Raw genomic sequence first — 24,056 nt, 5'->3', positions numbered from 1 at the left:
TGAAGCTTCGCTGCCGCTTGTGGCTTCGTAGGAGTGGCCGTCCGGCTCTCCGGGGCGCCCTGGCTGCTGATTGAGATCTGTGCGCCTTGTGCGGTCGCTGTTTACGGAGATGACAGCGGGGTGTTCCTCGGGCCGACGGTGTGCGGTGCGGAACGAGGAGGGGCGAGTGAGTAAACGGCCTGGCTGCGTATGGTGCGGCATCGATGGGGGCAAGGGGCATCACTGGGCGGCGGTGGTTGACGAGACCGGCACCACGGTGTGGTCGAAGAAGATCGACAACGATGAGTCGGCCATCTTGACTGCGCTGGGCGAGATCCTTGACCTGGCCGACGAAGTCCGCTGGGCGGTGGACATCTCCGGGACCCCCTCCGCGCTGCTGCTGGCGCTCCTTGCGGCCCACGGCCAGCAGGCCGTCTACGTACCTGGCCGCACCGTCAACCGGATGGCCGGCGCCTATCGGGGCGAGGCCAAGACCGATGCCCGCGACGCTTACGTGATCGCCGAGACTGCCCGCCACCGAGGGGACTTGGCGACCATCGGCGTACCCGTCCAGCTGGCCGCCGACCTGACCCTGCTGACCTCGCACCGGACCGACCTGGTCGCCGACCGGGTGCGGCTGATCAACCGGCTGCGGGATGTGCTCACCGGCATCTTTCCAGCGCTGGAGCGGGCCTTCGACCCGACCCGAAATGACCAAACGCTCCCGCGCCTGGAACCAGGTCACCGGCTGCCCCGCGACCGTCTGACACCGGCCGACACACGGGAGAAGCACGCCCCGACACACCCTCAACACCCAGCCACCCCCAACAACGTGACAATGCCGCCACACGCAGTGGGAGATGACCTCCACCGGGTACCGGTGCCCCTTGTACGACGGCGCGGTGTCCACGAACAGCCCCCAGGATGACCAACCCGAAGATCATCTCACAGGCTCAGATCAACGTGACAATGCCCTCGCCGGCCACCGGCCGATCGAGGTCTACCGCACCCCGACCCTGCATCCCCAACTTTCAGACCAAGATCATTGAGCCACAAACTTGACGCGGGACACCGTCAGTCCCTCGGCCCAGCCTCATGCGGGCTGGGATCTGTACGTGCCCGTACTGGTGGCCGGGTCGGGGGTCGGCGGGTTGTCTCAAGGTCAGCAACAGTTGTTCTGACCTGGCAGTTTGACTACGTCTCCTGGAAAGCGAGCGCCAAGCAGCGAGACTCTTGGCGATCAACTGCCGGGGATGTGCCTGACAGCCCGAGGGCGCGGAACAGGGTGCTACAGGGTGGCACCCTGTAGCACAGGGCGGCTATCATGGATATATGAGCACCCAGTCCGAGATCACCCAGCGCGACCTGCGCACCAAATCCAAAGAGATCATGGATGCCGTCCAAAGCGGCCAGTCCTTCACCGTCACCCGGGATGGGCACCGCATCGGCGAGCTGATCCCTCTGCGACGCCGTCGGCGCTTCGTCCCGCGCGGCGAGTTCGCTGCCAGGTCCCGCACCGCCTCCGACATCTCCCCGGACGCCTTCCGAGCCGACCAGGCAACCACCGTCGAGCAGGAGCAGGATGACCCCTATGCCCGTTGAGCACTCCTCCGCCGAGCACCCGCAGGGGCTCCTCGACACCAACATCATGATTCTGCGCAAGTGGATCAACCCTGACGAGCTGCCCGCCGAGATGGCCATCAGCGCCATCACCCTGGCCGAACTCTCCGCCGGCCCCCACCAGGTGCGCGGCAATGCCGAACAGGACGATTACGACGAACACGCCGAGCGCGCCCGTCGCACGGACATCCTCCAACGCGCCGAGAATGAGTTCGACCCCATCCCCTTCGACGCGGAAGCCGCCCGCATCTACGGCCGCGTCTGCGCCGCCGTCATCACCGCCGGCCGCCAGCCCCGGCGCCGCACCGCCGACTTGATGATCGCCTCGATCGCCATTGCGGAGGGCCTCCCCCTGTTCACCACCAACCCGGACGACTTCAAGGGCCTTGACAACCTACTCACCGTCATCCCCGTCAGCCGCCCTGCAGTGCTCCACGACCGATAGACAACCACCGGCGAGAGCAGTCCGGTCAGGCGACGCCCCCGAGGCGCGGCGACGGACTTCCACCGACCGGTGTCCTGCCCCTGCCAGACCGCGCCCGGCGCCAGGGCCCGATGTGCCAGGATCACCATGAAAATAGAGGGGGTGCGGCCCGGTGAGTTCGCTGCAGGTAGACGTGCTGGCGTACGAGGCGCCGTGCGAGCGGTGCGCTTTCTCCCTGTGGTGGGTGTTCGGGCTGCTGCCGTCATACCGGCCGCGCGGCGAGGAGTTCACCACCACGGACTGCCCCGAAGCCGTCGACATGGCGCGCCCCGTCCTCGCGGCACCTGACGGCGACACGGCAGACGTCGCAGCACAACTGCACGACCAGCCCGCCTGGTAGCGGGGCCGCAGCTTCAACCCAAACCGGTGCAGTGCCTGCGGACACCACGCCGACTGGCACGTCCTCGACACGATCCTCACCCACGTCTACCACCACAACGGCTGGATCTATGCCGCCGCTGGCCGGGTCCCCATCCCTGAATGGCATGCAATCAGAGGCGGCGGACAAGGAATCCATTGGCTGCTGACCACCACCGCTCCAGCCTCACTGAAGCGCCCTGAAGTTTCCGGACAGTGGTCCCACTACGGTGGGTCTGTTCGGAAACTTCGGGGCGCTACACTACGGGAAGCCACCTCGTGCGCGGTTGTCGCCAGTTCACGCCCGTGAGCTGTACGGGCTCGTATGGGGCGTGGCACAGCGAGGATGACGGGGAGCCCGGCTGGGACCTTCCTGCGCTGCCGGTCGCGGACGCCTACGTCGCTCGTCACGGCGTGGACCTTTGCGGGCATACGCAGGACCAGATGGAGAACGCAATCGACTACGCCACATCTCCGAACTGCACAAAGTGAAACTTCGGGTCGTTGAAGAGCCGAAAAGCGACGGAGTCATCTACACCACGACGTACCAGGTTGAACGGCCTCTGCCCGTCGCTGGCGGCGTCGCCACCAAGGCCCAGTTCACCGTGATTGGCATGGGGGGGATGCATGCGAAGCTCACCGTCGGCCGCCACTTCACCGCCGACACCTGGGTCATGGCCACCCCGACCGGACGATGGCGCATGCGTCTGTGGGTCGCGGGAGCCATCGACTACAGCAGCCTTCCGGCCCCGTTGCGGCTGCTTACGCGGCGCCCCACGGAGTGGGCCGGCGCGTCACTACTGAACAGGTGGAACGTGCGGGACGTATCGGCTGACTTCCCGATATTCCACCACAAGACACTCTTGCGCACCCCAAACTTAACGACGGCGACGGCCCCATCGGCGCCTTCCGCAAGTGGGCCGAGCGGTGCTGATGCCCCTATGGATGTCAAGCAGTGGCTTGTGTGGGGTCTGGGTGGTCGGTCGCCTGCTTCGTGGGGACGATGAGCCGGTAGATCTCTCGTGCGATGTATCGCTTGAGGCAGCGGATGATCTCGCGGCGTGTCTTGCCTTCGGTGAGGCGTCGTTGCAGGTAGTTCTGGGTGCGGTGGTCCCAGCGCAGGCGGCTGAGGATGATCCGGTAGAGGGCGGCGTTGGCCTGGCGGTCGCCGCCGCGGTTGAGTCGGCGGCGCTGGGTCTTGCCGGAGGATGCTTCGACGGGGCTGGTGCCGCATAAGGCGGCGGAAGATGCCTCGCTTGCGAGGCGTTCGGGGTTGTCCCCGGCCGCGATGAGCAGGGCGGAGGCGCTGTCCGGGCCGACACCGTACACGTCGAGCAGGCCCGGGACGGTGGCTTTGACGGCCTGGGCTATCCGCTTGTTGAGGTCGTCGATTTCCTCGGTCAGGTGCTGGATGCGGCGGGCGAGCAGCCGCAGGGTGTGGCGGGCGGCCGCTGCCGGTCCTGTCGCGGTCTGGTCGTCCAGTTCGGCGCACTGTTTGACCAGGTGGGGGTTGTTCAGGCCGGCCAGCAGCTCGCGCAGGGCGGGGTCTGCGGAGACCAGGATGCTCTTGAGTTGGTTGATGGTCTGGGTTCGGGACTTGACCGCGGAGTTCTTGGCCAGTTTGAACAGCCTCAGTGTTTCCACCGGTCCGTCGCTCGTCTTCGCCGTGGCGGTGGCGCGGCCGGACAGCACGGCGCGGGCAGCGGCTTCGGCGTCGACGGCGTCGGTCTTGCCGTGGCGGCGCCGGGCGGCCTTGTCCGGCTGGTTGACCTCGGTCACCTCGATGCCCTCGGCCCGCAGCTGACGTGTCAGGGCTGCCCCGTAGGATCCGGTGCACTCGACCCCTGCCCGCCGTAGTATGCCGAACGAGCCTGCCCAGGATAGGAGTTGACGATATCCCTCAGCGGTCGCAGGGAAGCTGCGGCCGTCCAGAACAGCGCCAATGGTACTGATGACGGCTGCAGCGTGGACGTCCTTGTGGGTGTCAACGCCGAGCAGGATGTCTTCCTCGGCGTCGGCCGGCACGTGACATGGGGCCGTGGACTGCGTGATGCTGGGCATGGTCGCTGGTCTCCTGATCGCCTCGGGTGCTGGTGGCCGTCGCCGGGCCGGGGCGGTCAAGACTGTGACGGTGCCTGTCGCGAAGGCCCCTAATCCGTAGTGAAAGTGGTTCCAGAGGTGCGCAGTTGGGCTTCTGGGCTATCTGGCGTGACGGACGCCTGTAAGGCCCCGGGCTGATGAGGCCTTCCGATAGAGCGGCGCCGGCACGATGGTGGGTTTCACGGGGCCTGCGGGCGCGGCCGGGCAGACGCCTGGGAATCTCCCTGGCCCGTGAGGCCTCACGAGAGAGCGGCGCGGTTTCGGCGTCTCCAAGTCCCGTGAAACCCACTGCCTCACGTCGTTCGTTGCCGTCGTGGTGCGAGCCCGCCCCAGGGCGACCTCCTGTTCACTCCCGCGAGCTGTGAGCTCTGGCGCAGACAGAGGCCCCTGGGGTGCGCTGGTGTCGCGAACGGCTACCGAGATGGCGGACCGATCGAGTCCTGGGATTAGGACGCCGCGTGACCCGCATGTGCTTGTGACCTCCGTATACGCTCGACGATGGGAGAACCTGTGACCGTCTTCTGCGGAGTCGACTGGGCGGAAAGGCATCACGACATCGCGCTGATCGACGGAGCCGGCGAATTACTGGCCAAGCGTCGGATCAGTGGAGGCTGTTTACTCCTCTGTGTAAGAGGTGATCTTGCTGGGTGCTGGTCGGGCCCCGGGTGACACCAGGAATGTGACGCACAGTGAGTGACCTGATGAACGAGTCCAGCCCGCACGCCGAGTCCGCAGAGCCGCGTGAGGAGGCGTCGAGGCGGCTGGCGGGGGCTTTATCGCCGGCGGCGATCGACCGGCTCCTGGCTGATGCGGAGGCGGCCGGGGTCGGTATTGACGGGGCCGGCGGACTGCTGCAGCAGATGATGAAGGCGGTGCTGGAGCGGGCTTTGCAGGTGGAGATGACTCCGTTGCTGAACTCGTCAGCTGGCGAGTCGGCAGTTGAGGCGCTCGAGTCTGCTGGTGCGGGGTTTGTGTAGTGGGTTGGTGGTCCACCAGGCGTCGAGCCGGACCACGTTGAGCGCGGTGGCGGAGAAGGCGTGCTGGACTCGGACTTTCGGCAGGCCGCGGTAGCGGGCCCGGCGGATGCCGGTGACGTCGAGGGCCTGGTTGACGGTGCCCTCGACACCCGCGCGGAGGGCGTACTTGGCTCTCCAGGATTCGGTGTCCTGCTCGGCACGGGCCGTGGCGGTGCGTTCGTGGAGTTCGCGGGGCTGCAGGGTGAGCATGCGGGTGCCGCGGACGGAGCTGGTGCACTTGTCCCGTGAAGGACAGGGGCGGCAGTCGGCGCGGGCGAAGTCGATCACGATGGCGTCACGGCCGTGCTGGGTGACCGGATACCAGCCGGCACTGGTGGAGCCCTCGGGGCAGCGGACCTGACGGGCCTTCCAGTCGATACGGAAGGCGCTCTTGTCGAAGCCCTCGGCGGTCCTGGCCTGGGGCGAGTGGTCGCCCAGGAGTGGAGTGACCATGGTGATGCCCTGCCCGGCGGCGGCAGTGATCAGGTCGGCTGAGGGGTAGCCGGAGTCGAGATAGTGCTCGGCGGGCGTCACCTCGCGCTCGGTGAGGTTCTTCTGGATCGGCTCGGTCGCCTTCACATCGGGCACGGTGGCGTCGGTGGTGTGCACGTCGGTGATCAGGTTCGGTGCCAGGGCACGGAGACAGGCTTCGGCTTCGGCTTCGGCTTCGGCTTCGGCCGGAGCGTGACAGGTCTCGGTGAGATGGATCTTGTAGCCGCACCAGAAGAGGTCATCACCCTTGGCGGACCAGCGGGCGTCGGGGTCGTAGGGGGAGGCCAGGCGGGTACTGCCGGGCGGGACACCGTCATTGTCGGCGTCCCGCTTGCTGACCACCTCCCGTCCCCGGGCATCGAGGCGGACGGTGTATGTCTGCACGAGGACCTTCCTCAGCAGGGCGACCGCCTCGATCTCACGGATCCATGCCGGGGCACGGTCGGACCAGGCAGCCCGACACAGGACCAGCGCGTCCTGGCCGAATATCTGGGCGAGTCGCTCCCGCTTGGTCTTCGACGACGGCATCGTCCAGCCATCGACGCGCGGCCCGTAGCGTTCGGCGAACTCGGCGACGTCGATCACTCCGGCCAGCCAGGACGGCGCCGCCACCGCCAGTGCCTCCAGCGCCGCCCGCACACTCTCCCCGGCCAGCTCGGTGCGGTTCAGGTCACGGACCGCGCTGATCACATGGGTGGAGTCGGTGCGCTGCTTGCCACCGGCCTTGACCAGCCCGGCCTCCCGGCAGTGCTCCAACAGCCGGTCGAAGAGCACCCGTTCCATCCCGTCGCCGGCCAGCCGAGAACGGAACCTCGACAACGCGCAGAAGTCGAAGCCGGTATCGGACAACTCAGCGCCCAGGGCGTACTTCCACGACAGCCGGTCCCGCGCCGCGTCCGCGGCCTGCCGGTCGGTGAGGTTCTCGGTGAACTGCAGCACCGTCACCAGGGCGAGCAGGGCCGGGGACTGAGCAGGAGCGCCACGACCGGGAAACGCCTCGGCGAACAACGCGTCATCGAAGACCTCGGCAAGGTGGTCACGGACCCGCATAGGAAGGCTTCCCCTGGCCTCACGAATTCATGGCGCCCGGTGTCGCAGTGACAGTCGGTCACATCATGAAGGAAGGGTGCTTCCGACCTGCGATGATTCAGCTTCTCTAGGACTGGATCACGTGCAGGGGAGGCACCCTTCCGGTGTCGAAGCGTACAGAGTGGGCCGATGATCTGTCGCTGTCCGCAAGCGGGAAGAAGCTGGTGGGCAAGGCGGGCATCGTGCCGGTGCGGCGTCTGGCGGACAAGGTCGGGCTGACCGACGCGCTCGGGGCTGCCCTGGTGCGGCGGGGCTTCCGTCCCGTCCATGATCGGGGAACGGTCCTGGTCTCGGCGGCCTGCGCGGTCCTGCTGGGCGCGCGGTCGATGGCCGGGATCGATGTGATGCGCCAGACCTCGCTGGTCCTGGGCAGCCCGGCCTCGGCGTCCACGCTGTGGCGGACCCTGGAGGCGATCGGACCGGTCCAGCTGACGAAGATCGCCTCCGCACGGGCCCGGACCCGTATCCACGTCCACCAGCAGCTCGACCTGCGCCCGGGCGGCTTTCCCTGGATCAAGGTCAACGGGCGGGAGCTGACCGGTGTCACGGTGCTGGACCTGGACGCCTCAGTCGTCCCGGCGCATTCCGGCAAGGAGGGAGCCGAGCCCAACTTCAAGGGATATGGCCACCACCCGCTGTTGATGTTCTGCGACAACACCGAAGAACTCCTGGTCAACCGGCTGCGGCCGGGATCGGCGGGATCCAACACCGCCGATGACCACATCTCGGTGAGTATCGAGGGCCTGCGTCAGCTGCCCACCCGCCGTCGGCGCCGGGTCCTGTTCCGCACCGACGGCGCCGGAGCCACGATGGAGTTCCTCACCTGGATCACCTCCGGCGGCGGCAACGCGGCCAACCGCTGGGAGTACTCCGTCGGCCACACCCGCGACGACGACTTCTGGAAGGCCCTGGCCAAGGTCCCGGCCACCGCGTGGACGCCGGCCCTGGACCACAAGGGCCAGCCGCGCAAGGACGCCGACCTCGTCGAGATCACCGACATGCTCGACCTGACCGGCTGGCCGGAAGGGATGCGGGTGATCGTTCGCCGCGAACCCATCCACCCCAAGTACGAGCGCGAGCTCAAGCCGTACGAGAAGAAGACCGACTACCGCTACCAGGCCATCGCCACCAACACCACCGGCGGGCAACTGCAGTTCCTCGACGCCCGAGCCCGCTCCCACACCCACGTCGAGGCCGGCATCCGACGCGGCAAGGCCCTCTCCCTCAACCTGATGCCCTCCCGCTACTTCAAGGTCAACCAAGCCTGGTGCACCCTCCTCGCCCTGGCCACCGACCTCGCCCGCTGGTTCCAACTCCTGGCCACCGAAGGCAAACTCGCCCGGGCCGAGCCCGCCACTCTGCGCACCCGACTCCTGGACGTCCCCGCGAAACTCGCCGACCACGCCCGAAGACGCGAGCTGAAATTCGACCCCGCCTGGCCCGCATCCACCGACATCGTCGACGCCTGGGGCGCCGTCCAGGCCCTGCCCGCCCCCGGCTGACTGCCACCCCACCGACCCCGATTCCGGAAGGAGGAGACCCGCCCCGTCCTCGGCCCGTGGAAACCGACGACCACCCGTGACGACACACGGGCCGGAACGTCACCACCACCCGAAGGACGAACCAGGACGAAACCTCAACCTCGACCGATCACCTCAAGCCGGCGCGCGCACGTGAATGATCGAGGCTGGGAAAAGCCGCACGAGCCGTACGCACCGTCTGTTCCGGAATGGGCGGCAGGCCCCCAGGCCGCATGGACACCACACCGACCTCCCGCGGCCAGGGCAGACAGAACGACCGCACCAACGATCATGCCGAACAGACCCAGGCCGCCGCAGGCAATTCAGCAACGGAGTCCGCTACGAGCGCAAAGCCGACCACTTCCTGGCTTTCACCAGCATCGCCTGCACCCTCATCTGCTACCGCAGACTCACCAAATGAGATGACGTCTAAAGCGACTGAAGATTCGTATTACGCGTGTAGAGCTCGCCTTTTTACGGAAGCGCACTGCCCAAGCGATCCTGCCCAGACCATGGAGGCCTCGATAATGAGGAGGAAAAGGTGATCTCATGGCGACACACCGTTCACCCTGGTGGTCAAGGCGTGGACCACCCAGAGCCCGAGCCCGGGCTGGAAACGCTCCCGGCACCCCGCGACAGCCCCGAGCCCTCCGCCGAGCCCGCGGACGCGTCCGACGAACCGCCGGCCCGGCTGGTCAACGCGTTGACCAGTGACCTGCCGAGCGTCGCCGAGGCCGCCGACGCCGTACTCGCCGCGCTGGACCAGGTCGACGAGGAACGCGAGGTACTCGGTGCCGCACTGCGCGCCGAGCAAGCAAGAGGCGACCGGCGCCAGCGCCAACCAGCTGGCCGAACGGGTCCGCGGTGTGATGTCCCGCCCCCTGGTGCTCAAGGCCCTGCGCGAAGCCGACTGAGGAGGCTGGCTGACGGAGCCTGCACCGGCGGAAACAGCCACCCTCCAACAACGCCCGGCGTCCCGCGGCAGTGGTGCGGGACGCCGGGCGCTGGCTTCGTCAGACGGTGCGAACGTTGTCGGCCTGGGGGCCCTTGGGGCCCTGGGTGATCTCGAACTCCACCTTCTGGTTCTCGTCCAACGAGCGGTAGCCCCCTGTCGACTGGATCGCGGAGAAGTGGACGAACACGTCCGGGCCGTCACCGTCCTGGTCGATGAAGCCGAATCCCTTTTCGGCGTTGAACCACTTCACCGTGCCTGTTGCCATGCTGTTCCCCTTCAAGATGATGACGCCGCCAGACGGAGTCGGAACCGTCACTGATCAGCACTTACATTCCGACCTGGGAGGGGTGGGTATTCCTCGCCACCGTCATCGACTGCCATACCAAAGCCGTGACAGGCTGGGCGATGGACGACAACTACAAGACCCCACTCGTCGAGGCCGCCATCGGCGCGCAATCATCCGCTCTCCGAGGGCGCCATATTCCACTCGGACCGCGGCAGTAATTACACCTCTGAGCAGTTCGCCAAGACGCTGGGCAGACTGGGCATCCGGCAGTCCGTCGGACGGACCGGTATCTGTTATGACAATGCCCTGGCGGAATCATTCTTCGCAACCCTCAAAAACGAACGGGTCCATCGGACTGTCTACCCCACCCGCGAGCACGCCTACCGTGACATTGCCCGCTACATAGAGGCCCGCACAATACGAAACGCCGCCACTCGGGACTCGGGTATCGGACCCCACGAGAGGTCAACGACGAGTACCTAAATCAGCAGCTCGATGCATAAATAAGCCAATAGGCAGCTGGCCGGAAAACGCAGGGCACCTCAATCTCGCTGTTCAGGCCCGCGTTCAGGGACTCCGCCTTGAGTACGGGCCCCGCTTGGACGGCCTCGATCAGCGCCAGGACGTCGGCGGGAATCTCAGTCAGGCGCACGGTCGGCATGGGCGGCACTCTTCCACACGGTGCCCCCGACGCACGATGCGCCAGGGGCACCGGATCAGGTGGGGATCAGTTGTACGGGTTGTCGTCGCCGCAACCCTCCCGGGTTCCGGCGTCGCCGGTGTAGGTGTCCACGTCGTCAATGAGAGGAGGTTTCGTCCTGGACGGCTCCGGTCTTTGTCTGTCCGCTGTCGCGGCGTGCTGTGTGTGCTCCGCGGAAGAACTGGTCGAGGGGGCGGTACTGGTCCGCGGGGCGCGTGGTCGGCTGCATGAGGTTCCCTTGGCGGCGTGGTGCGGGCAGGCCGGTGCGGATGGTTGCGCGGGCGGTTCCTGGCACCGGTCCCAGCCCCTGTCCAATCCTTGAGGCCAGGGCTGGTGGCTGGGTGGGGTTTGGCAGCCGGTGCCGGTGTGGGTTTTAGGGGTGTGGTGGGGGCCGGGGTCGGCGAGCAGGATGGTGCTGGTTTTGGTGAGGGTGAGGAGTCGTGTGACGGCGGGGGAGGGGTCCACGATGCGGAGGCTTCCTCCTGCGGCAGTGGCGTGGCGTTGGTGCGTGGAGCAGGAGTGCGAGGCCGGCGTGGTCGATGAACGACAGCCGGGTCAGGTCTAGTTCGAACACATTAATTTCCATGGCCGGTACCCGATCGTCCGCTCCCACGGCGACGGTTCGCTGCGTCCGCTGCGCGCCCCGGCCGCCTACGAGGAATAGCCCCGGTCAGCCAACGGGGATGACGATGACGTACGCGCGGGCGAAGTGGTGCCGATGTGGACCTCGTGGAGGTGTCCGGCGATGACGCCGTCGGTGCCGGAGGCCTTCGCGGCAGGGAGCAACGGCTGGCCGTCGCCGTCGCCCTGGCCCAGGGTGATGGCTGGCCGGACTGCCTGAGGCGCTCTCGGTGTCGTGTCCGTGTCCGGTTCACAGCGGGTGGCGTGGGTGGGGGCGGACGGTCGTCACGGGGGAGGTCTGGGCGCCTGCCGGGCGGAGCATCTGTCCGGCGGCCAGTTCGCGGTAAATGGGGCTGCTGGTGAGTAGTTCCTGGTGACGTCCTTGGGCGGTGGTGCGGCCGTTGTCCAGTACGACGATCTGGTCGGCGTGCTGGACGGTGGAGAGCCGGTGTGCGATGACCAGCAGGGCGCATTCCCGGGCGACGTCCTTCATCACTGTGGTGAGCGCGGTCTCATTGATGGTGTCGAGGTGGGAGGTGGGCTCGTCGAGCAGGAGGATCGAGGGGCGGGCGAGCAGGGCGCGGGCCAGGGCCACCCGCTGGCGCTCTCCCGCTGACAGGGTGCCGCCGCGTTCGCCGAGCATTCCCGACAAGCCGCCTGGCAGCCGCCGCACGACGCCTTCCAGCTGGGCGAGCTCGACGACGTGTTGCACTTCTGCCTGGGTGGCGTCGGGCGTGGCGTAGGTGATGTTGTCCCACAGGGTGCCGTGGACGACGTGGGTGTTCTGGTCGACGACGGCGATGCGCTCGCGGCATGCGGTGCGACTCAGTTCGGCGGCGGGCATGCCGTCGAAGAGCAGGGTCCCGGAGTCCGGTTCGTGGAATCTGGCGATGAGGGCGAAGATCGTGCTCTTTCCGGCACCTGACCGGCCGACCAGGGCCGTCTGCTGCCGGTGGGGGACGGTGAACGAGACGCCGCGCAGCACCGGCCGGTCCGGGTCGTAGCCAAAGCTGAGATTGCGCAGGGCGAGAGCGGGCTCCTCGTACGAGACGGTCTGCCGGGCCGCCTCGCGCGTACGTGCCCGGGCAGCCGGCGTCTGGGCTTGCGAGGGCTCCGCCGGCAGGGACAGGGCCTGCTCGATGCGCTGGTAGGCGCCCATCCCACGCTGGATCAGGCCGACCGCGCGGAAGACCGAGGACAGCGGTAGGACCAGGTAGGAGGCGTACAGTAGGAAGGCGACCAGGTCGCCGAGGGAGTTGGTGTGGCCGTTTACCCGCAGGCCGCCGATGACCAGGACGATCAGGAAGGAGCCCTGGACGGCGAGTTCGACCGCGGGGCTCATCACGGAGGCGAGTTTCGCGGTCCGTACGCCGGCACTGTAGGCCGCCTCGACGCGCTCTCCGATGCGCGCTGCTTCACGGTCCTCGGCTCGGTGGACCCGGACCATCGGCAGGGCGCCGAGGGCGCGTTCGAGGTCAGCGGCGATCGCGCCGACGGAGGTCTGCATGCGTTCGGAGGCAGCCCGGATGCCCTTCAGCAGCGAGGCGACGATCACGGCGGCGGCAGCCACGGTGAAGGCGACCAGGAGCAGCAGCAGCGGGTCGATCCACAGCATGAGGACGATCGCCCCCGCGGCGACGAGGGCGCCCGTCACCAGGTCGACCAGCGCCTGGGAGACGACTTCTCTGAGCAGGGTGGTGTCGGCGGTGACCCGGGAGATCAGGTCGCCACTGCGGTGCCGGTCGTACTCCTTCATCTCCAGCCGGAGCAACCGCCCGACCAGGCTGTGGCGCAGCCCTCGTACGACGCCTTCGCCCATGCGCTCCAGGACGAAGCGGCCTACCGCGCCGGTCGCCGCTTCGGTGACGAACAGCCCGGCCAGGAGCAGCAGCAGTGGCCACAACACCTGTCCGCGCCCGCTCGCGTCCACGACCTGCTTGGCAACGAGCGGCTGGGCAAGCCCGAGCGCGGAGCCGACGAGGGTGAGTAGGGTGGCGACGGTGATGGAGGCCCGGTGGCCGGTGGTGAGCCGGTACATGGTGGCGACCGCGGCCCGGGTGGAGCGGTCCCCCTCGACCGCTGGCTGCCCCTGATCCACGGCGGTGTCGGTCATCGGCCCGATCGGCTCCCGGGAGCGATGGTGATGAGCCGGGTGAAGTAGTCGTCGGGTACGCCTTCGTCCACGGGGCGGCCGCCCGCCTCGATCCAGGCGTGCGCCGTGAACGGCGGCACCACGCGCACCCCGGTGCACCAGGTCGGCCAGCTCCCTGTCAGGCGGCATAGCAGCGCGGCTCCCAGGGACCGGGGCAGGCAGCCTTTCGGGCCAGCGCAACGCAGGCTCACCGCGCACATCGCGTCCCGTGCGTTCTTGGCCTGTGTGGCGGTGGCCGGCGTGGCTCCGCGGCATGCGAGGTGGAGCACGGCGCGGATCCGGCGGGGCGGTAGGAGTGAGAGCATGAGGGCGGGGATCAGGACGAGACGGGCGGCCAGGCGCCGGGTGAAGGGCACGCCGGTGGGCCGCTCCAGGGCGCTGGGCGTCGTCATTCGGCCAGTCCCGAGGCCCGCAGTTGCTGGACGAGGGCGTCGACGTCCTGCTTCGCCTGGACTAGGTCGATGTCGAACTCGTCGGCGAGCGCGGCGACCGCGGCGGCTTCGTCGCCGCCCGCCATCAGCGTGCCGACCACCAGGGTGGCGGTGGGATTCAGCTCCCAGTAGTCCCCGGCGCGTTCGTCCAGGAGGACCGTGCCGTAGTCCGTCTGGGCAGTGGAGACATTGGCGCCGAACTTCAATGCCATGCGGATGCCTTTCTGCTGAGCAACGGTGGTCATGAGGAGGCGGGAGCCTTGGGACCGGTGGTTCGGTTCAGGCCGCGCAGCCACACCTCGGCGGCGATGGTCGAGTAGAGGATCGCGTCGCGCAGTTCGGGTGTGGCCGGGCGCTGAGCGAGCCGGCGCAGGGCTGCGCCGTCGACCAGGCCGAGCTGTTCCAGCCTGGAGCCCTCCCAGAGCGCCAGCAGATCGGCGCGGTGTTCGCGCAGTCCGTTGGATGCGTCCATGGAAGCGGCAGCCTTGTTGGTGCGCCGCAGGCACGCATCGGGCACGATCCCGCTCATAGCGGCGGTCAGGAGGGGTTTGTACTGCCAGGGCGTGACACGCTCGCTCGGGCGTACGGCGAGGCATGCCTCGATGACGCGGTCGTCGAGGAACGGCGAGGCCATCGGTACGCCGGCCCGGGCGGCCATCCGGTCCCACTGGCGGATGATGCGCGTGCAGGAAAGGATTTGTTCGAGGTCGGTGTGCAGGCCGCGGTCCGGGTGCAGCGGTACGGCGGTCATGGCGGCCTCGCGCAGCGCCCGCTCAGCTGCCCGTTCGGCGTCGGGGGTGACCCAGTCGAAGAGGCGAGGGGGCATGCCCCAGCCGAGGCTGGTGCTGACGGTGGCGGGTAGTGGGTCTCGCAGGCGGCCGCTGGAGTCGGCCAGCCACTTCCCGTACGGCCGCGAGTCGGCCAGCGCGCGTGCCGTGCCGCCCAGCGGCCACTGCCACAGAGCCCGAAAGCCGCGCAGTTGGCGCAGCGCAAACAAGGGGCGGGTGCGCAGCAGTCGGTGGTAGTACGCCTCCGAGCACCAGGCCACATGGTCGCCGCCGATACCCGTCAGGTGCAGCCGGCTGCCCCGCTCCGCCATGGCAGGCAGATGGTGCAGGACCCGGGAGCGGTCCATGACGCCGATGGTCGGCTCGTCCAACAGGTCATCGATGCCGAGCAGGTCGGTGTAGACCAGCGGCGAGGCATCGGCGTCCCAGACCACATGGTCAATGTCCGGCATCGACCGGGCAGCCTGTTCGGCCCAGTACAGATCGGTGTCGGCGGGGTCGCGCCCCGGCCAGGTACTGGCCACCACCCGGGCCGGCGAGCGGTCCGCGAGGAAGCAGATGGAGGTGGAATCCAGGCCGCCTGACAGGTCGCAGCTGACCACGCCACCCTGCCGGGTGCGGGCATCGACCGCCGTGGCCAGGGCTTCGCGGACGAGAGGGGCGCCATCGGAGAGCGTGCGCACCGGTTTTGGCGGTGTCCACCAGCGCGAGTGGCGTACGGTCCGGCCGTCCGGTGAGACGATCAGCGCGTCCTGCGGGGACACGGCGGTGATGCCTCGCCACATGGGTGCCTCGGCGAGTGGATGGGGAACCGGCCACAGCAGCCGGACGGCCAGTTGCTCCTCGTCCGGGTCGGTGCCGAGCGCCGCGGCGAGTACGTCGGCGCGGCTGGCAGCCACCTGTGTTCCGTCAACGGGGGCATGGAAGACCAGCCGGAGCCCGGAGGCGGTGCCCTGCACCCTGAGTCGCCCGCCGAGCGTGGCGACGAGATGGAAGCTACCGGGAAGGGAGCGGGCCAGTGCGTCGAGTTCGGCGAGATCCCGCAGCCGGCCGGCTTGGCGCTCGAGCTCTACGGCCTCGATCGGACAGCAGCCGATGACGGCGAGGGCCGTGTGGCCGGCGCGCGCGGTGACGATCTCCTCATCGTGCCACCGCCCCACCAGCCAGGGCCGGCCCGAAGCGTGCTGCAGGATTCGCGTTCCGGGGCGGGCGAAGGAGCGGGCCACGGCGGCCGCGTCCCCCCGGTCGGTGAAGACCGTGAAGTGCGCGTCGCCGGGGCCCCTCCCCGCACTCTCGTGCAGTTCAGTCATGACGTCGGGTCAGAAACCGTCGCTCGTCAGTTCTTGCTCAGGATGAGACGGTCGTTGCCGTGGCGCCCAAGCAGCCCGGTCTTCGTGCGGAACGTCCCCAGCCGGACCAGCGTCGGCGCCTCATAAGCCTTCTTCATGACTTCTCCTCACATGGGATGTCACGACCGCCCCCTGGCCGGCCGGGAACCGGAAGCCGGTTCACTGCCGTCCCGTCCAGGCCCATCGGGAGCCCGGAACAAGGAAGCGGGTGTGTACCAAATAGCTACGTGCATAGGTGGATGCCACAGCAAGGGCACTAGAGAAAATGGGATCATATGTAAAGTTCTAAAGTGGCCAGAGAGCCGTACTGCAGCTCACGAGGTTCGTCAAAAATGAAACATCAGGCGAGCGGGATGCGCGCATCGGACTGCCAGGGGCACGAAACCCGAAGATTAGGACGGACGGACCGGCGGGGGGCCAGGGATCGTCCGGAGCGGTCTCCTGCGGGGAACCGGTCGGGCGGTACGGGTGGTCGTCACGGTGGCGAACGTCATCGGCAGGGGGTGGATGCACATCGGCCCGGTGTAGCCCCGCCCTCTGGGGTGCTGGTAGTGGCTTCCGCTCTCGCCGGAGGACTGGTCCTGTTCCGGTCCGATGAACTTGCCAAGGCGTCCGGTTAGGATGCTGGGCAGGGTGGAGGGAATCGAAATGCCGCAGTACGCGGCCCGGGTGGTCGTCATGATGCCTGACGGGCAGGAGTTGCGGGCCCGCCTGTATGAGCGGCGGCGCGCGGCGGTCGGATGGCAGTACCGGGTGGGCATCACCTGCTGGGCGGCTGGGAGCAGCGGCCGTACGGAGCCCGCGGAACAGAGTGTCTGGCTCGACGCCCGGCATGTCCGCCCCCTCGAAGGCGGTGACTACAGTCGCGTCCCGACCCTCGCTACTCCCTCCGTCGATGGGCGGCAGGCATGGACGGTACAAGACTCCCTCACCGCCCCGGCTACCCCGGAGCACGCCTGATCCACGTCATCGGCTGCCAGCCCCAGGCCACACCCATCACCCTCGACCAGGCCCTCGATATTCTCCGCCAACCCCGCACGGTTCCCTGCCGCGAATGCAACGCAGCCACCTCCCTCCCCGCCGCGACGGACCCGCTGCTGCCGCAATAGGACCGCGCTCCGCTCGGAAAAAGGGAGCGCCGTCCGGACCGGCAGTGGCACGGCGACCAGAGAGCGGGCTGGCAGGATAGGCGTAGAGCGAGGACGCGTTGGAAGCCGCTCAGCGGGAATACCAGTTGGCACAGGAAGCGCTGCACACTGCCCGCCGAAAGCTGGCCGCCACCGTTCTGGATGCCTATGCGAACGGCGAGCCCGTCGGCCGGCTTGCCGAACGCACCGGCCAGAGCCCCCACCAGCGTCTGGAACACCCTCGCCGTCCACGGCATCACACCCCGCAACCGCATCAACGGCTCCACCTGACAGACGCCGGCTCCTTCCGAGCTCGGAGCACAGGCGCCGGACGCGGTCCGGCGCCTGTGGAGCCGCTTTGCTGGTGTTCGGTCAGAAGAGCGCCAGCCCGTCGCCGCTGGTGTCGGCGATGACGGGCCGATGTGCGGCAGGTAGGCCGTCCAGGCGGTCGGGACCGGCTTCGGCCGCCACAGCAGGGGCGGTCTCGGCCAGCCAGGTGCCGAACCGTTCGACGGCCTCCTGGTAGGGCACCCGTGCCAGGACGCGGTGTTCACCGGAGGGGCAGAAGTCGACGGAGACGGTGAGCAGGCAGGAGCGGGGTGCGTTCTGGCTGCCCGTCCACGAGACGCGCAACACTCCGCAGGGCTTCCGCCCGCGGGACCCAGGGTGGGTGGGGCGCAGGGTGCGTGTGGCTGTGTGGGCGGTCCATGCGGCGAGGTGAGGCAGAGGCAGGGTGGTGCGGGTGCGGCAGCCCGGACAGCGGTGCCAGTGGCGCAGCCAGCCGACCGCGTCGGTGTCGAAGAGGCGCCGGTAGCGAGCGGCGACGCGGATGTCGTTGTCGTACAGGTGGTCGGGGCGCTCCAGCGTGTTGCAGGACGGGCAGACCGGGGCGCGGACGTAGCCGTGTTCATGGCAGTGATCCAGCACAGCAGCCGGCGCCGTACCGCAGACGGCACACACCCACCCGGCCACCTGGCGGGACATACCCGGCTTGCGGCTCAGCACCGAGTACAACTGACCTCGCAGCTCCCCCGTATACGGGCGCTGCGGGACGGGGGGACCGTTCACGCCCGTCGTGGACTGGCTGTCAGTGGCCCGGGGGCGGTGCTGTTCTGTGAGAGCCGTGTCCGCCTGACAGGCCCGCGTGGTGTGCAGCCACTCGGTTTCGGTGTGCTCGGCCGCGTCCAGCAGCCTTACCACGGCACGCGGAAGCCACCACGACCGCTCCACCCTGTCACGGGACCGCTGCACCAGGAGCCGCCGCCAGTCGACCCCCGCCAGATGAGACCACGGTCCGGGCTCATGGCCAGCTTGGCGTCCGGGACGATCTGCCTCTTGCAGTTCCCAACTAATGCGCCGGCGCCAACCACGCAGCGTTCCACCCGCGCGCTCCTGCTCCGGCACACCACGGAAGGGGCCGATACGGACCAGGTCCAGGGCCTCCATCTCCACCGCGTTCCATGCCGCCGCCGCCCGGCGCACCTCAGCCTCCGGAACACTCCACCGGCCGCCGCCCGTCCTCACCAGCTCCACCACACAGGCGCCGAGCAAGACGTACCGCCCCGGCCGGACATCAGAAGGAAAGCAGGTGAATACCGCGGAAATCGTCGGTACCGCGCTACCGGCCGTCAGGCTGGCCCACACACCGTCGGCGGCGGCCAGAGTGACCAGACCATCTGCCCGGTCCGGGACAACACGCTCGGACATACCGAAAGACTAACGACCGACACCAGCGGACCGACAGCCAGTGCGTGGTTCTTGCGCCAAGAGAGCAGCCTGGCCAGCGGCGGGCGCCCAGGAAACGCAGAACGAAGGAATCCGTCCCGGGGCAAGGGCAATCCGTCGCGGGCAGCCCCCGCGCCGTCGGCCTCGGAGCCTTGGCCGACCTCGGCTTCCGCGGCCTGGACAACGACATCCTCGACCCCGTAATCGTCACCGGCTACGCCGCCAGCCGAACCCACAAGCTCACCCCGGGCGAGAAAGAGGCCAACCGCGTCCTCGCCGTCGGACGCGCACCAGTCGAACACGGCTTCGCCCACCTCAAGAACTGGCGGATCCTCACCAAACTCCGCACCGACCCCGCCCGCGCCACCCAACTCCTTCGAGCCTTGCTCGTCCTGACGAACCTCGAAGTCAACCGCTGACGGATGATCTTCTACGTGGGCTTCCGCCCACCATCAGCACGAGTACCCCGAGCACCAGTCACACCAGCCCTTTGACCAGCAACTTCAAGTTGGCGGAGGCTCACTCCCTGCCGGTGGACTCCACTCGGTGGAGTGGAGCCGGGCATCGCCGGTGCGCACCATGGCATCGGGTGCGCGGCATCAGGTTCCACTCAGTGGCCGGCCTCCCGGCCGCGGTGCGGTCCGGGCTCCTGCGGGCGGTGCGCCCGCAGGTTGTCCTCGCGCACCGGCATTGTCACGTTGTTGGGGGTGGCTGGGGGTTGAGGGTGTGTCGGGGCGTGCTTCTCCCGTGTGTCGGCCGGTGTCAGACGGTCGCGGGGCAGCCGGTGACCTGGTTCCAGGCGCGGAAGCGTTCGGTCATTTCGGCTCGGTAGGCAAGCAGCCCAAACTCTCAGCCCGGCAGCAGGCCCACCTCGTCGAGCAGCACAGGGGTGGCGAGCACACCATTGCCGACCTCGCCGAGATCTTCTCGGTGTCCCGGGCGACGGTGTACCGGGTCCTGGAACGCGCCCAGAACGCGGACCGGCAGGAAGCCGGCGGGAACACCTGCGCTGGCGTCGGGTACGTAGGGTAGGGGTGTGAAGATCTCCGAGACGGACCGGGCCCGGCTGAAGAAATGGGCCGGGCAGCAGGTTCCCGAACACGCACGAGCCGAGGTCGCTGTGGGCTACGTGGTGCGCGGCAGCACTGCCGTGATCACCGAGGAGCGGGCTCCATGGGACGGTGTCGGTGAATGGACCTCTCGCCGCGTCGCCCGGCTGCGGTCTACCGATGCGGGCTGGCTGGTGGACGGGGCGGACCGCAACGGCCGCTGGTACCCCTGCGATCACCTGCCGGCTGTTCCGTCACTGGATCAGGCTCTGGCCGTGCTGGACGATCCCCGCAACGCCTTCTGGGGCTGAGACCGGCTCAGAACGGGTAGGTCTCGGCGGGCGCCGTGGGCTGGGCCTGCTGAGCCGGCCCGGGAGACTGGCTGTGCGCGGGTGCCGCTGCACTCTGGGAAACCGCGCCGGGGCGGTAGGTCTTGGTGACGGTCGCCGTCGCGTAGGTCAAAGACGCCGCGATCTCCTCGGCATCGATCTCGACGGCGGTACGGCGCTGGCCTTCCTTGTCGTCGAAGGTGCGCTGCCTGAGCCGCCCGGTCACGATGACCCGCATGCCCTTGGTGAGGGACTGGGCGGCGTTCTCCGCGGCCGCCCGCCACAGTGAGCACCGCAGGAACAGCGGCTCGCCGTCGGTGAATTCGCTGCGGTCGCGGTCGTACACCCGTGGGGTGGAGGCGACGGTGAAACCGGCGACAGGGACGCCAGCCGCGGTGAACCGCAGCTCCGGGTCGGCCGTCAGGTTGCCGACCACTGTCACCAGCGTCTCGCCCGCCATGCCCGCCACCCCTTTTGCGTCTGCTGCCGAAGTCTCGACTTTGCGGAGAATCGTGATCTTGAACAGATAGTGGCTTCCCTGTTCGGGTGAGCCCGCTGAGTGGCTTGCGGAACGTCAGGCTGAACGTGAAGAACCATCAGCGGTGTTGATCCAACCGCCTCGAAGCGAGGAAGTTGCCGCTGATGGTTCCGGGGATGACGTTACCGGCGTCGTTGCTGCTTGTTCTGCAGGTCACTCGTCCGTGTTTCACGAAGCATTCGTTCGAGACGTTCTGCCATCTGGTGGCCGGGATGGCCGCGCAGACGGGGCGGCGTACGGTCACCGGGATGCTGACGGGGGCGGGACTGTCGCGGCTGTGGCCGCACCGCAGGGCCCACGCCTTCTTCTCTGAGGCCTCGTGGGATCCCGACCAGCTCGGCCTGCGCCTGGCCCGAGCCGTGGTCGAAGCCCTGCTCCCAGCGGACGCGCCGATCCTGGCTGTCGTCGACGACACCCTGCTGCACCGGGTCGGCAGGAAGGTCTTCGGGGCGCTGTGGGCGCATGACGGCTCCGGGCGGGGCAAGGACAAGCTCGGGTTCGGCAACACCTGGGTCATCTGCGCGGTCGTGGTCCGCCTGCCCTTCCTCGCCAAGCCGGTCGCTGTGCCGGTGGCCGCCCGGCTGTGGCGGGGCAAGGCCACCGCCTCCCGCACCGACCTGGCCCTGGAGATGGTCCACGACCTGGCCGCGCTCTTCCCCGGCCGCACTCTCCACGTCACCGGCGACGCTGCCTACCACTCCGGCAAGGTCGCCGACCTGCCCCCGTCGGTCACCTTCACCACCCGACTCCCGCGCAACGCCGCCCTGTCCGCGCCGACCCCGCCCAAGACCAACAAGCGGGGACGGCCCCGCAAGAAGGGCAGGGCGCTGGGCTCACTGACCGCGATTGCCCAGACGGCGACATGGCGCCTTGCCGTCGTGGAGCGTTACGGGCGCATGGAGTTCGTGTGGATCACCGAGAGGGAATGCCTGTGGTACGGAGCCTTCAAGGACCTCCCGGTCCGCCTCGTCCTGATCCGCGACCTGAACTCGACCCGCCCGTACGACCTCGCTCTGATCAGCACCGACCTGGTCAGTCCCGCCGACGACCTCATTGAACGGTACGGCACGCGCTGGCCGATCGAATCGATCTTCGAGCACATGCGCCAGGATCTCGGCGTCGGCCAGGCCCGCAACCGCACCCGGCGCGCGGTGGAGCGCACCGTCCCCTTCGGCCTGGCCGTCTACACCATCGTCGTCCTCTGGTACGCCGCCCACGGGCACCACCCCGCCGACATCGCCGACCGGCGCGCACGACAGCCCTGGTACGCGACGAAGGCGACCCCGGCGTTCAGCGACATGGTGATCAAGCTTCGCCGGACGATCATCGCCGCCCGCCATATTCACAACCCTGCAGGTCAACCCGGTCCCGATGAAATCGCCGCGGTCATCCGCGCCTGGGAAGCAGCCGCGGCGTAGAGCCCGCCACCCCAAGATCACCATTCGCTACAAACACGAGTGAGCACGTTCAGCCAGAATTTCGAGCCCTCGCTGTCCTGCAGCCAGATGCCCAGTACGTTCTTGATGCCGTCCACGTCGACGCCGATCACCAGGTGGGCGGACTTGTTGGTGACCATGCCGCTGTCGCGGACCTTCACGGTCAGCGCGTCGATGTAGAGGATGGGGTAGACGTCGTCAACAGGGCGGTTCTGCCAGGCAGTTATCTCGTCCGCGACCACATCGGTGATCCTGGATACCAGGGCCGGGGACACCTCGCTGCCGTAGACCTCTTTGAGGTGGGCGGTGATGTCGCGGGTGGTCATGCCACGGGCGTACAGCGACAGCACCATGTCGTCGACCTGGGCCAGACGCCGCCGGCCCTTGGGTACGATCACTGGCTCGAACTCCGACCGGCGGTCCCTGGGCACGTCCACCGTGACCGGGCCGGCCACCGTGGTGAGCGTCTTGGGGTAGGAGCCGTTGCGGGCGTTGCCCGAGCCGCGGCCTGCCGGGGTCCCCGGCCTCGTAACCGAGATGGTCGGCCATCTCCACCTGCAAAGCCCGCTCCAGCACCGCCTTCATCATCTGCTGCAGCAGCCCGCCGGCCCCGTCAATACCGACCCCGGCCGCCTCCGCATCAGCCAGGAGCCGGTCGATCGCCGCCGGCGATAAAGCCCCCGCCAGCCGCCTCGACGCCTCCTCACGCGGCTCTGCGGACTCGGCGTGCGGGCTGGACTCGTTCATCAGGTCACTCACTGTGCGTCACATTCCTGGTGTCACCCGGGGCCCGACCAGCACCCAGCAAGATCACCTCTTACACAGAGGAGTAAACAGCCTCACGACGGGGAGGAGTCCACCCAGCTCAAGGCGCTGGAGAAGGAGAACGCCGAGCTGAAGCGGGCGAACGAGATCCTGAAGGCCGCGGCGAGTTTCTTCGCGGCCGAGCTCGACCGGCCACACACGCGCTCGTAGCGTTCATCGACGAGCACCGGGACCGCTTCGGCGGGGTCGAGCCGATCTGCAGGACGCTCACCGCACACGACTGCAAGATCGCCCCTTCCACGTACTACGCCCACAACAAGCGCCTCCAGACGCCCTCCGCCCGTTCGGTGCGTGACGAGGCACTCAAGGAGAGGATCCAGGACGTCTATACGTCCAACTACCGTGTCTACGGGGCCCGGAAGATCTGGCGAGAGCTGAACCGGCAGGGACATGCGGTGGCCCGCTGTACTGTCGAGCGCCTGATGCGCGAGCTCGGTATCCAGGGCGCGGTGCGCGGCAAACGCGTCATCACCACGATCCCCGGCGGACAGGTCCAGCGGGCCCCCGATCTGGTCGACCGCGACTTCGTCGCCGCGGCTCCGAACCGGTGCTGGGTGGCGGACTTCACCCATGTGAAGACCTGGTCTGCGACCGTCTATGTCGCGTTCGTCGTGGACACCTTCTCCCGCCGGATCGTCGGCTGGTCCGCGGCCACCGTGAAGGAGACCGTCTTTGTCCTGGACGCCCTGGAGATGGCCATCTGGCAACGCGATCGCGACCAACAGTCCATTCAGCCCGGAGAGTTGATCCATCACTCCGACGCCGGGTCGCAATACACATCGTTCAAGCTCGCCGAGCACCTGGACGCCGCCGGCATCGCGGCGAGCATCGGATCCGTCGGTGACGCGTACGACAACGCCCTGATGGAGTCCACGATCGGCCTGTTCAAGACCGAGTTGATCAAGCCCCAGCGGCCCTGGAAGACGCTCTCCCAGGTCGAGTTGGCCACCGCCGAGTGGGCCGACTGGTACAACCACCGAAGACTCCACGGTGAGATAGGCCACGTCCCGCCCGTCGAATACGAAGCCAACTACTACACGGAACTCACGAAACCCCAGGTCACAACCACAGTCTGAGATCTCTATGGA

The 24,056-nt window shown here is 68.1% G+C and carries 25 protein-coding genes and 3 pseudogenes; 15 read left to right on the top strand and 13 right to left on the bottom strand.

The window, feature by feature from the left end; genetic code table 11:
* Positions 1 to 166: 166 nt before the first annotated feature.
* The 4 genes and pseudogenes from ABIE67_RS01025 to ABIE67_RS01010 all read left to right on the top strand — a co-directional run.
* Positions 167 to 736: pseudogene (locus tag ABIE67_RS01025) on the top strand (IS110 family transposase); the annotation flags it as partial.
* Positions 737 to 1,311: 575 nt separating this feature from the next.
* Positions 1,312 to 1,581 carry a type II toxin-antitoxin system Phd/YefM family antitoxin gene (locus ABIE67_RS01020; protein WP_370252011.1) on the top strand — a complete coding sequence of 90 codons (270 nt, stop codon included), beginning with the start codon at positions 1,312 to 1,314 and terminating at the stop codon, positions 1,579 to 1,581.
* A complete protein-coding gene (locus ABIE67_RS01015) occupies positions 1,571 to 2,044 on the top strand; it encodes a type II toxin-antitoxin system VapC family toxin (protein WP_370252007.1) in 474 nt (157 codons plus the stop codon). The genes ABIE67_RS01020 and ABIE67_RS01015 overlap by 11 nt, the downstream gene beginning before the upstream one ends.
* Before the next feature lie 151 nt (positions 2,045 to 2,195).
* A complete protein-coding gene (locus ABIE67_RS01010) occupies positions 2,196 to 2,423 on the top strand; it encodes a hypothetical protein (RefSeq protein WP_370252002.1) in 228 nt (75 codons plus the stop codon).
* A 965-nt stretch (positions 2,424 to 3,388) separates the two neighbouring features.
* On the opposite strand, the gene ABIE67_RS01005 is transcribed toward ABIE67_RS01010, so the two are convergent.
* Complete coding sequence (locus ABIE67_RS01005) at positions 3,389 to 4,501, bottom strand: IS110 family transposase (protein ID WP_370251997.1); 1,113 nt, start codon at positions 4,499 to 4,501, stop codon at positions 3,389 to 3,391.
* An 800-nt stretch (positions 4,502 to 5,301) separates the two neighbouring features.
* On the opposite strand from ABIE67_RS01005, the pseudogene ABIE67_RS01000 reads away from it, so the two are divergent.
* Positions 5,302 to 5,478 (top strand): annotated as a pseudogene (locus tag ABIE67_RS01000) (IS256 family transposase); the annotation flags it as partial.
* On the opposite strand, the gene ABIE67_RS00995 reads toward ABIE67_RS01000, so the two are convergent.
* Positions 5,461 to 7,098 (bottom strand): IS1182 family transposase, encoded by a 1,638-nt coding sequence (locus ABIE67_RS00995; RefSeq protein WP_370251992.1) that lies wholly within the window; start codon positions 7,096 to 7,098, stop codon positions 5,461 to 5,463. The pseudogene ABIE67_RS01000 and the gene ABIE67_RS00995 sit on opposite strands and share 18 nt — an antisense overlap.
* A gap of 143 nt (positions 7,099 to 7,241) precedes the next feature.
* Between ABIE67_RS00995 and ABIE67_RS00990 the strand changes: the two genes are divergently transcribed.
* Together ABIE67_RS00990 and ABIE67_RS00985 are read left to right on the top strand one after the other, a co-directional pair.
* Positions 7,242 to 8,639 (top strand): IS1380 family transposase, encoded by a 1,398-nt coding sequence (locus ABIE67_RS00990; protein WP_370251787.1) that lies wholly within the window; start codon positions 7,242 to 7,244, stop codon positions 8,637 to 8,639.
* Positions 8,640 to 9,448: 809 nt separating this feature from the next.
* Entirely contained in the window at positions 9,449 to 9,571 is a 123-nt protein-coding gene (locus ABIE67_RS00985; RefSeq protein WP_370251989.1) for a hypothetical protein, read from the top strand.
* 99 nt (positions 9,572 to 9,670) lie between these two features.
* Here ABIE67_RS00985 and ABIE67_RS00980 read toward each other — a convergent pair whose 3' ends face one another.
* A complete protein-coding gene (locus ABIE67_RS00980; protein ID WP_370251985.1) occupies positions 9,671 to 9,877 on the bottom strand; it encodes a cold-shock protein in 207 nt (68 codons plus the stop codon).
* Positions 9,878 to 10,090: 213 nt separating this feature from the next.
* Here ABIE67_RS00980 and ABIE67_RS00975 point away from each other — a divergent pair, with 213 nt between their 5' ends.
* Entirely contained in the window at positions 10,091 to 10,381 is a 291-nt protein-coding gene (locus ABIE67_RS00975; RefSeq protein ID WP_370268025.1) for an integrase core domain-containing protein, read from the top strand.
* Between the two features lies 1 nt (position 10,382).
* Here ABIE67_RS00975 and ABIE67_RS00970 read toward each other — a convergent pair whose 3' ends face one another.
* The 6 genes from ABIE67_RS00970 to ABIE67_RS00945 all read right to left on the bottom strand — a co-directional run bounded on the left by ABIE67_RS00970 (position 10,383) and on the right by ABIE67_RS00945 (position 16,037).
* Positions 10,383 to 10,559 (bottom strand): hypothetical protein, encoded by a 177-nt coding sequence (locus tag ABIE67_RS00970; protein WP_370251981.1) that lies wholly within the window; start codon positions 10,557 to 10,559, stop codon positions 10,383 to 10,385.
* 910 nt (positions 10,560 to 11,469) lie between these two features.
* The gene (locus ABIE67_RS00965; RefSeq protein ID WP_370251976.1) at positions 11,470 to 13,332 is read right to left on the bottom strand and encodes an ABC transporter ATP-binding protein; all 1,863 of its coding nucleotides are present in this window, start codon (positions 13,330 to 13,332) and stop codon (positions 11,470 to 11,472) included.
* A complete protein-coding gene (locus ABIE67_RS00960) occupies positions 13,329 to 13,763 on the bottom strand; it encodes a lasso peptide biosynthesis B2 protein (RefSeq protein WP_370251971.1) in 435 nt (144 codons plus the stop codon). The genes ABIE67_RS00965 and ABIE67_RS00960 overlap by 4 nt, the downstream gene beginning before the upstream one ends.
* Positions 13,760 to 14,047 carry a lasso peptide biosynthesis PqqD family chaperone gene (locus tag ABIE67_RS00955; RefSeq protein WP_370251965.1) on the bottom strand — a complete coding sequence of 96 codons (288 nt, stop codon included), beginning with the start codon at positions 14,045 to 14,047 and terminating at the stop codon, positions 13,760 to 13,762. Before ABIE67_RS00955 ends, ABIE67_RS00960 begins: the two co-directional genes overlap by 4 nt.
* Positions 14,044 to 15,900: a lasso peptide isopeptide bond-forming cyclase gene (locus ABIE67_RS00950; RefSeq protein ID WP_370251961.1), complete on the bottom strand. Its 1,857-nt coding sequence runs from the start codon at positions 15,898 to 15,900 to the stop codon at positions 14,044 to 14,046. Before ABIE67_RS00950 ends, ABIE67_RS00955 begins: the two co-directional genes overlap by 4 nt.
* A 26-nt stretch (positions 15,901 to 15,926) precedes the next feature.
* Positions 15,927 to 16,037, bottom strand: a complete 111-nt coding sequence (locus ABIE67_RS00945; RefSeq protein WP_370251959.1) for a keywimysin-related RiPP — start codon at positions 16,035 to 16,037, stop codon at positions 15,927 to 15,929.
* Positions 16,038 to 16,572: 535 nt separating this feature from the next.
* Here ABIE67_RS00945 and ABIE67_RS00940 point away from each other — a divergent pair.
* Together ABIE67_RS00940 and ABIE67_RS00935 are read left to right on the top strand one after the other, a co-directional pair.
* Positions 16,573 to 16,899, top strand: coding sequence for a hypothetical protein (locus ABIE67_RS00940; protein WP_370269651.1), 327 nt, complete (start codon positions 16,573 to 16,575; stop codon positions 16,897 to 16,899).
* Positions 16,848 to 17,048: a DUF6233 domain-containing protein gene (locus ABIE67_RS00935; protein ID WP_370251956.1), complete on the top strand. Its 201-nt coding sequence runs from the start codon at positions 16,848 to 16,850 to the stop codon at positions 17,046 to 17,048. The genes ABIE67_RS00940 and ABIE67_RS00935 overlap by 52 nt, the downstream gene beginning before the upstream one ends.
* A 390-nt stretch (positions 17,049 to 17,438) precedes the next feature.
* Here ABIE67_RS00935 and ABIE67_RS00930 read toward each other — a convergent pair whose 3' ends face one another.
* Entirely contained in the window at positions 17,439 to 18,773 is a 1,335-nt protein-coding gene (locus tag ABIE67_RS00930; RefSeq protein ID WP_370251953.1) for an endonuclease domain-containing protein, read from the bottom strand.
* A gap of 170 nt (positions 18,774 to 18,943) precedes the next feature.
* Between ABIE67_RS00930 and ABIE67_RS00925 the strand changes: the two genes are divergently transcribed.
* The 3 genes from ABIE67_RS00925 to ABIE67_RS00915 all read left to right on the top strand — a co-directional run bounded on the left by ABIE67_RS00925 (position 18,944) and on the right by ABIE67_RS00915 (position 20,151).
* Positions 18,944 to 19,210 (top strand): transposase family protein, encoded by a 267-nt coding sequence (locus ABIE67_RS00925; RefSeq protein WP_370251948.1) that lies wholly within the window; start codon positions 18,944 to 18,946, stop codon positions 19,208 to 19,210.
* A 340-nt stretch (positions 19,211 to 19,550) separates the two neighbouring features.
* The gene (locus ABIE67_RS00920) at positions 19,551 to 19,823 is read left to right on the top strand and encodes a helix-turn-helix domain-containing protein (protein ID WP_370251944.1); all 273 of its coding nucleotides are present in this window, start codon (positions 19,551 to 19,553) and stop codon (positions 19,821 to 19,823) included.
* Positions 19,824 to 19,827: 4 nt separating this feature from the next.
* Positions 19,828 to 20,151: a DUF3024 domain-containing protein gene (locus tag ABIE67_RS00915; protein WP_370251939.1), complete on the top strand. Its 324-nt coding sequence runs from the start codon at positions 19,828 to 19,830 to the stop codon at positions 20,149 to 20,151.
* 7 nt (positions 20,152 to 20,158) lie between these two features.
* On the opposite strand, the gene ABIE67_RS00910 is transcribed toward ABIE67_RS00915, so the two are convergent.
* Positions 20,159 to 20,629, bottom strand: coding sequence for a single-stranded DNA-binding protein (locus ABIE67_RS00910; RefSeq protein ID WP_370251934.1), 471 nt, complete (start codon positions 20,627 to 20,629; stop codon positions 20,159 to 20,161).
* Between the two features lie 194 nt (positions 20,630 to 20,823).
* Between ABIE67_RS00910 and ABIE67_RS00905 the strand changes: the two genes are divergently transcribed.
* A complete protein-coding gene (locus ABIE67_RS00905) occupies positions 20,824 to 22,125 on the top strand; it encodes a transposase (protein WP_370251558.1) in 1,302 nt (433 codons plus the stop codon).
* Positions 22,126 to 22,157: 32 nt separating this feature from the next.
* Here the strand turns inward: ABIE67_RS00905 and ABIE67_RS00900 are convergent.
* Both ABIE67_RS00900 and ABIE67_RS00895 read right to left on the bottom strand, forming a co-directional pair.
* A pseudogene (locus tag ABIE67_RS00900) lies at positions 22,158 to 22,830 on the bottom strand (IS256 family transposase); the annotation flags it as partial.
* 152 nt (positions 22,831 to 22,982) lie between these two features.
* Positions 22,983 to 23,186, bottom strand: a complete 204-nt coding sequence (locus tag ABIE67_RS00895) for a hypothetical protein (RefSeq protein WP_370251929.1) — start codon at positions 23,184 to 23,186, stop codon at positions 22,983 to 22,985.
* Here ABIE67_RS00895 and ABIE67_RS00890 point away from each other — a divergent pair.
* Entirely contained in the window at positions 23,124 to 24,044 is a 921-nt protein-coding gene (locus ABIE67_RS00890) for an IS3 family transposase (RefSeq protein ID WP_370268024.1), read from the top strand. The genes ABIE67_RS00895 and ABIE67_RS00890 overlap by 63 nt on opposite strands.
* Positions 24,045 to 24,056 lie beyond the last annotated feature (12 nt).

The organism is Streptomyces sp. V4I8 (assembly GCF_041261225.1).
Taxonomy (GTDB): domain Bacteria; phylum Actinomycetota; class Actinomycetes; order Streptomycetales; family Streptomycetaceae; genus Streptomyces.
Note: the sequence above shows the minus strand (reverse complement) of the source record. Positions and strands in the feature narration are given on the sequence as shown.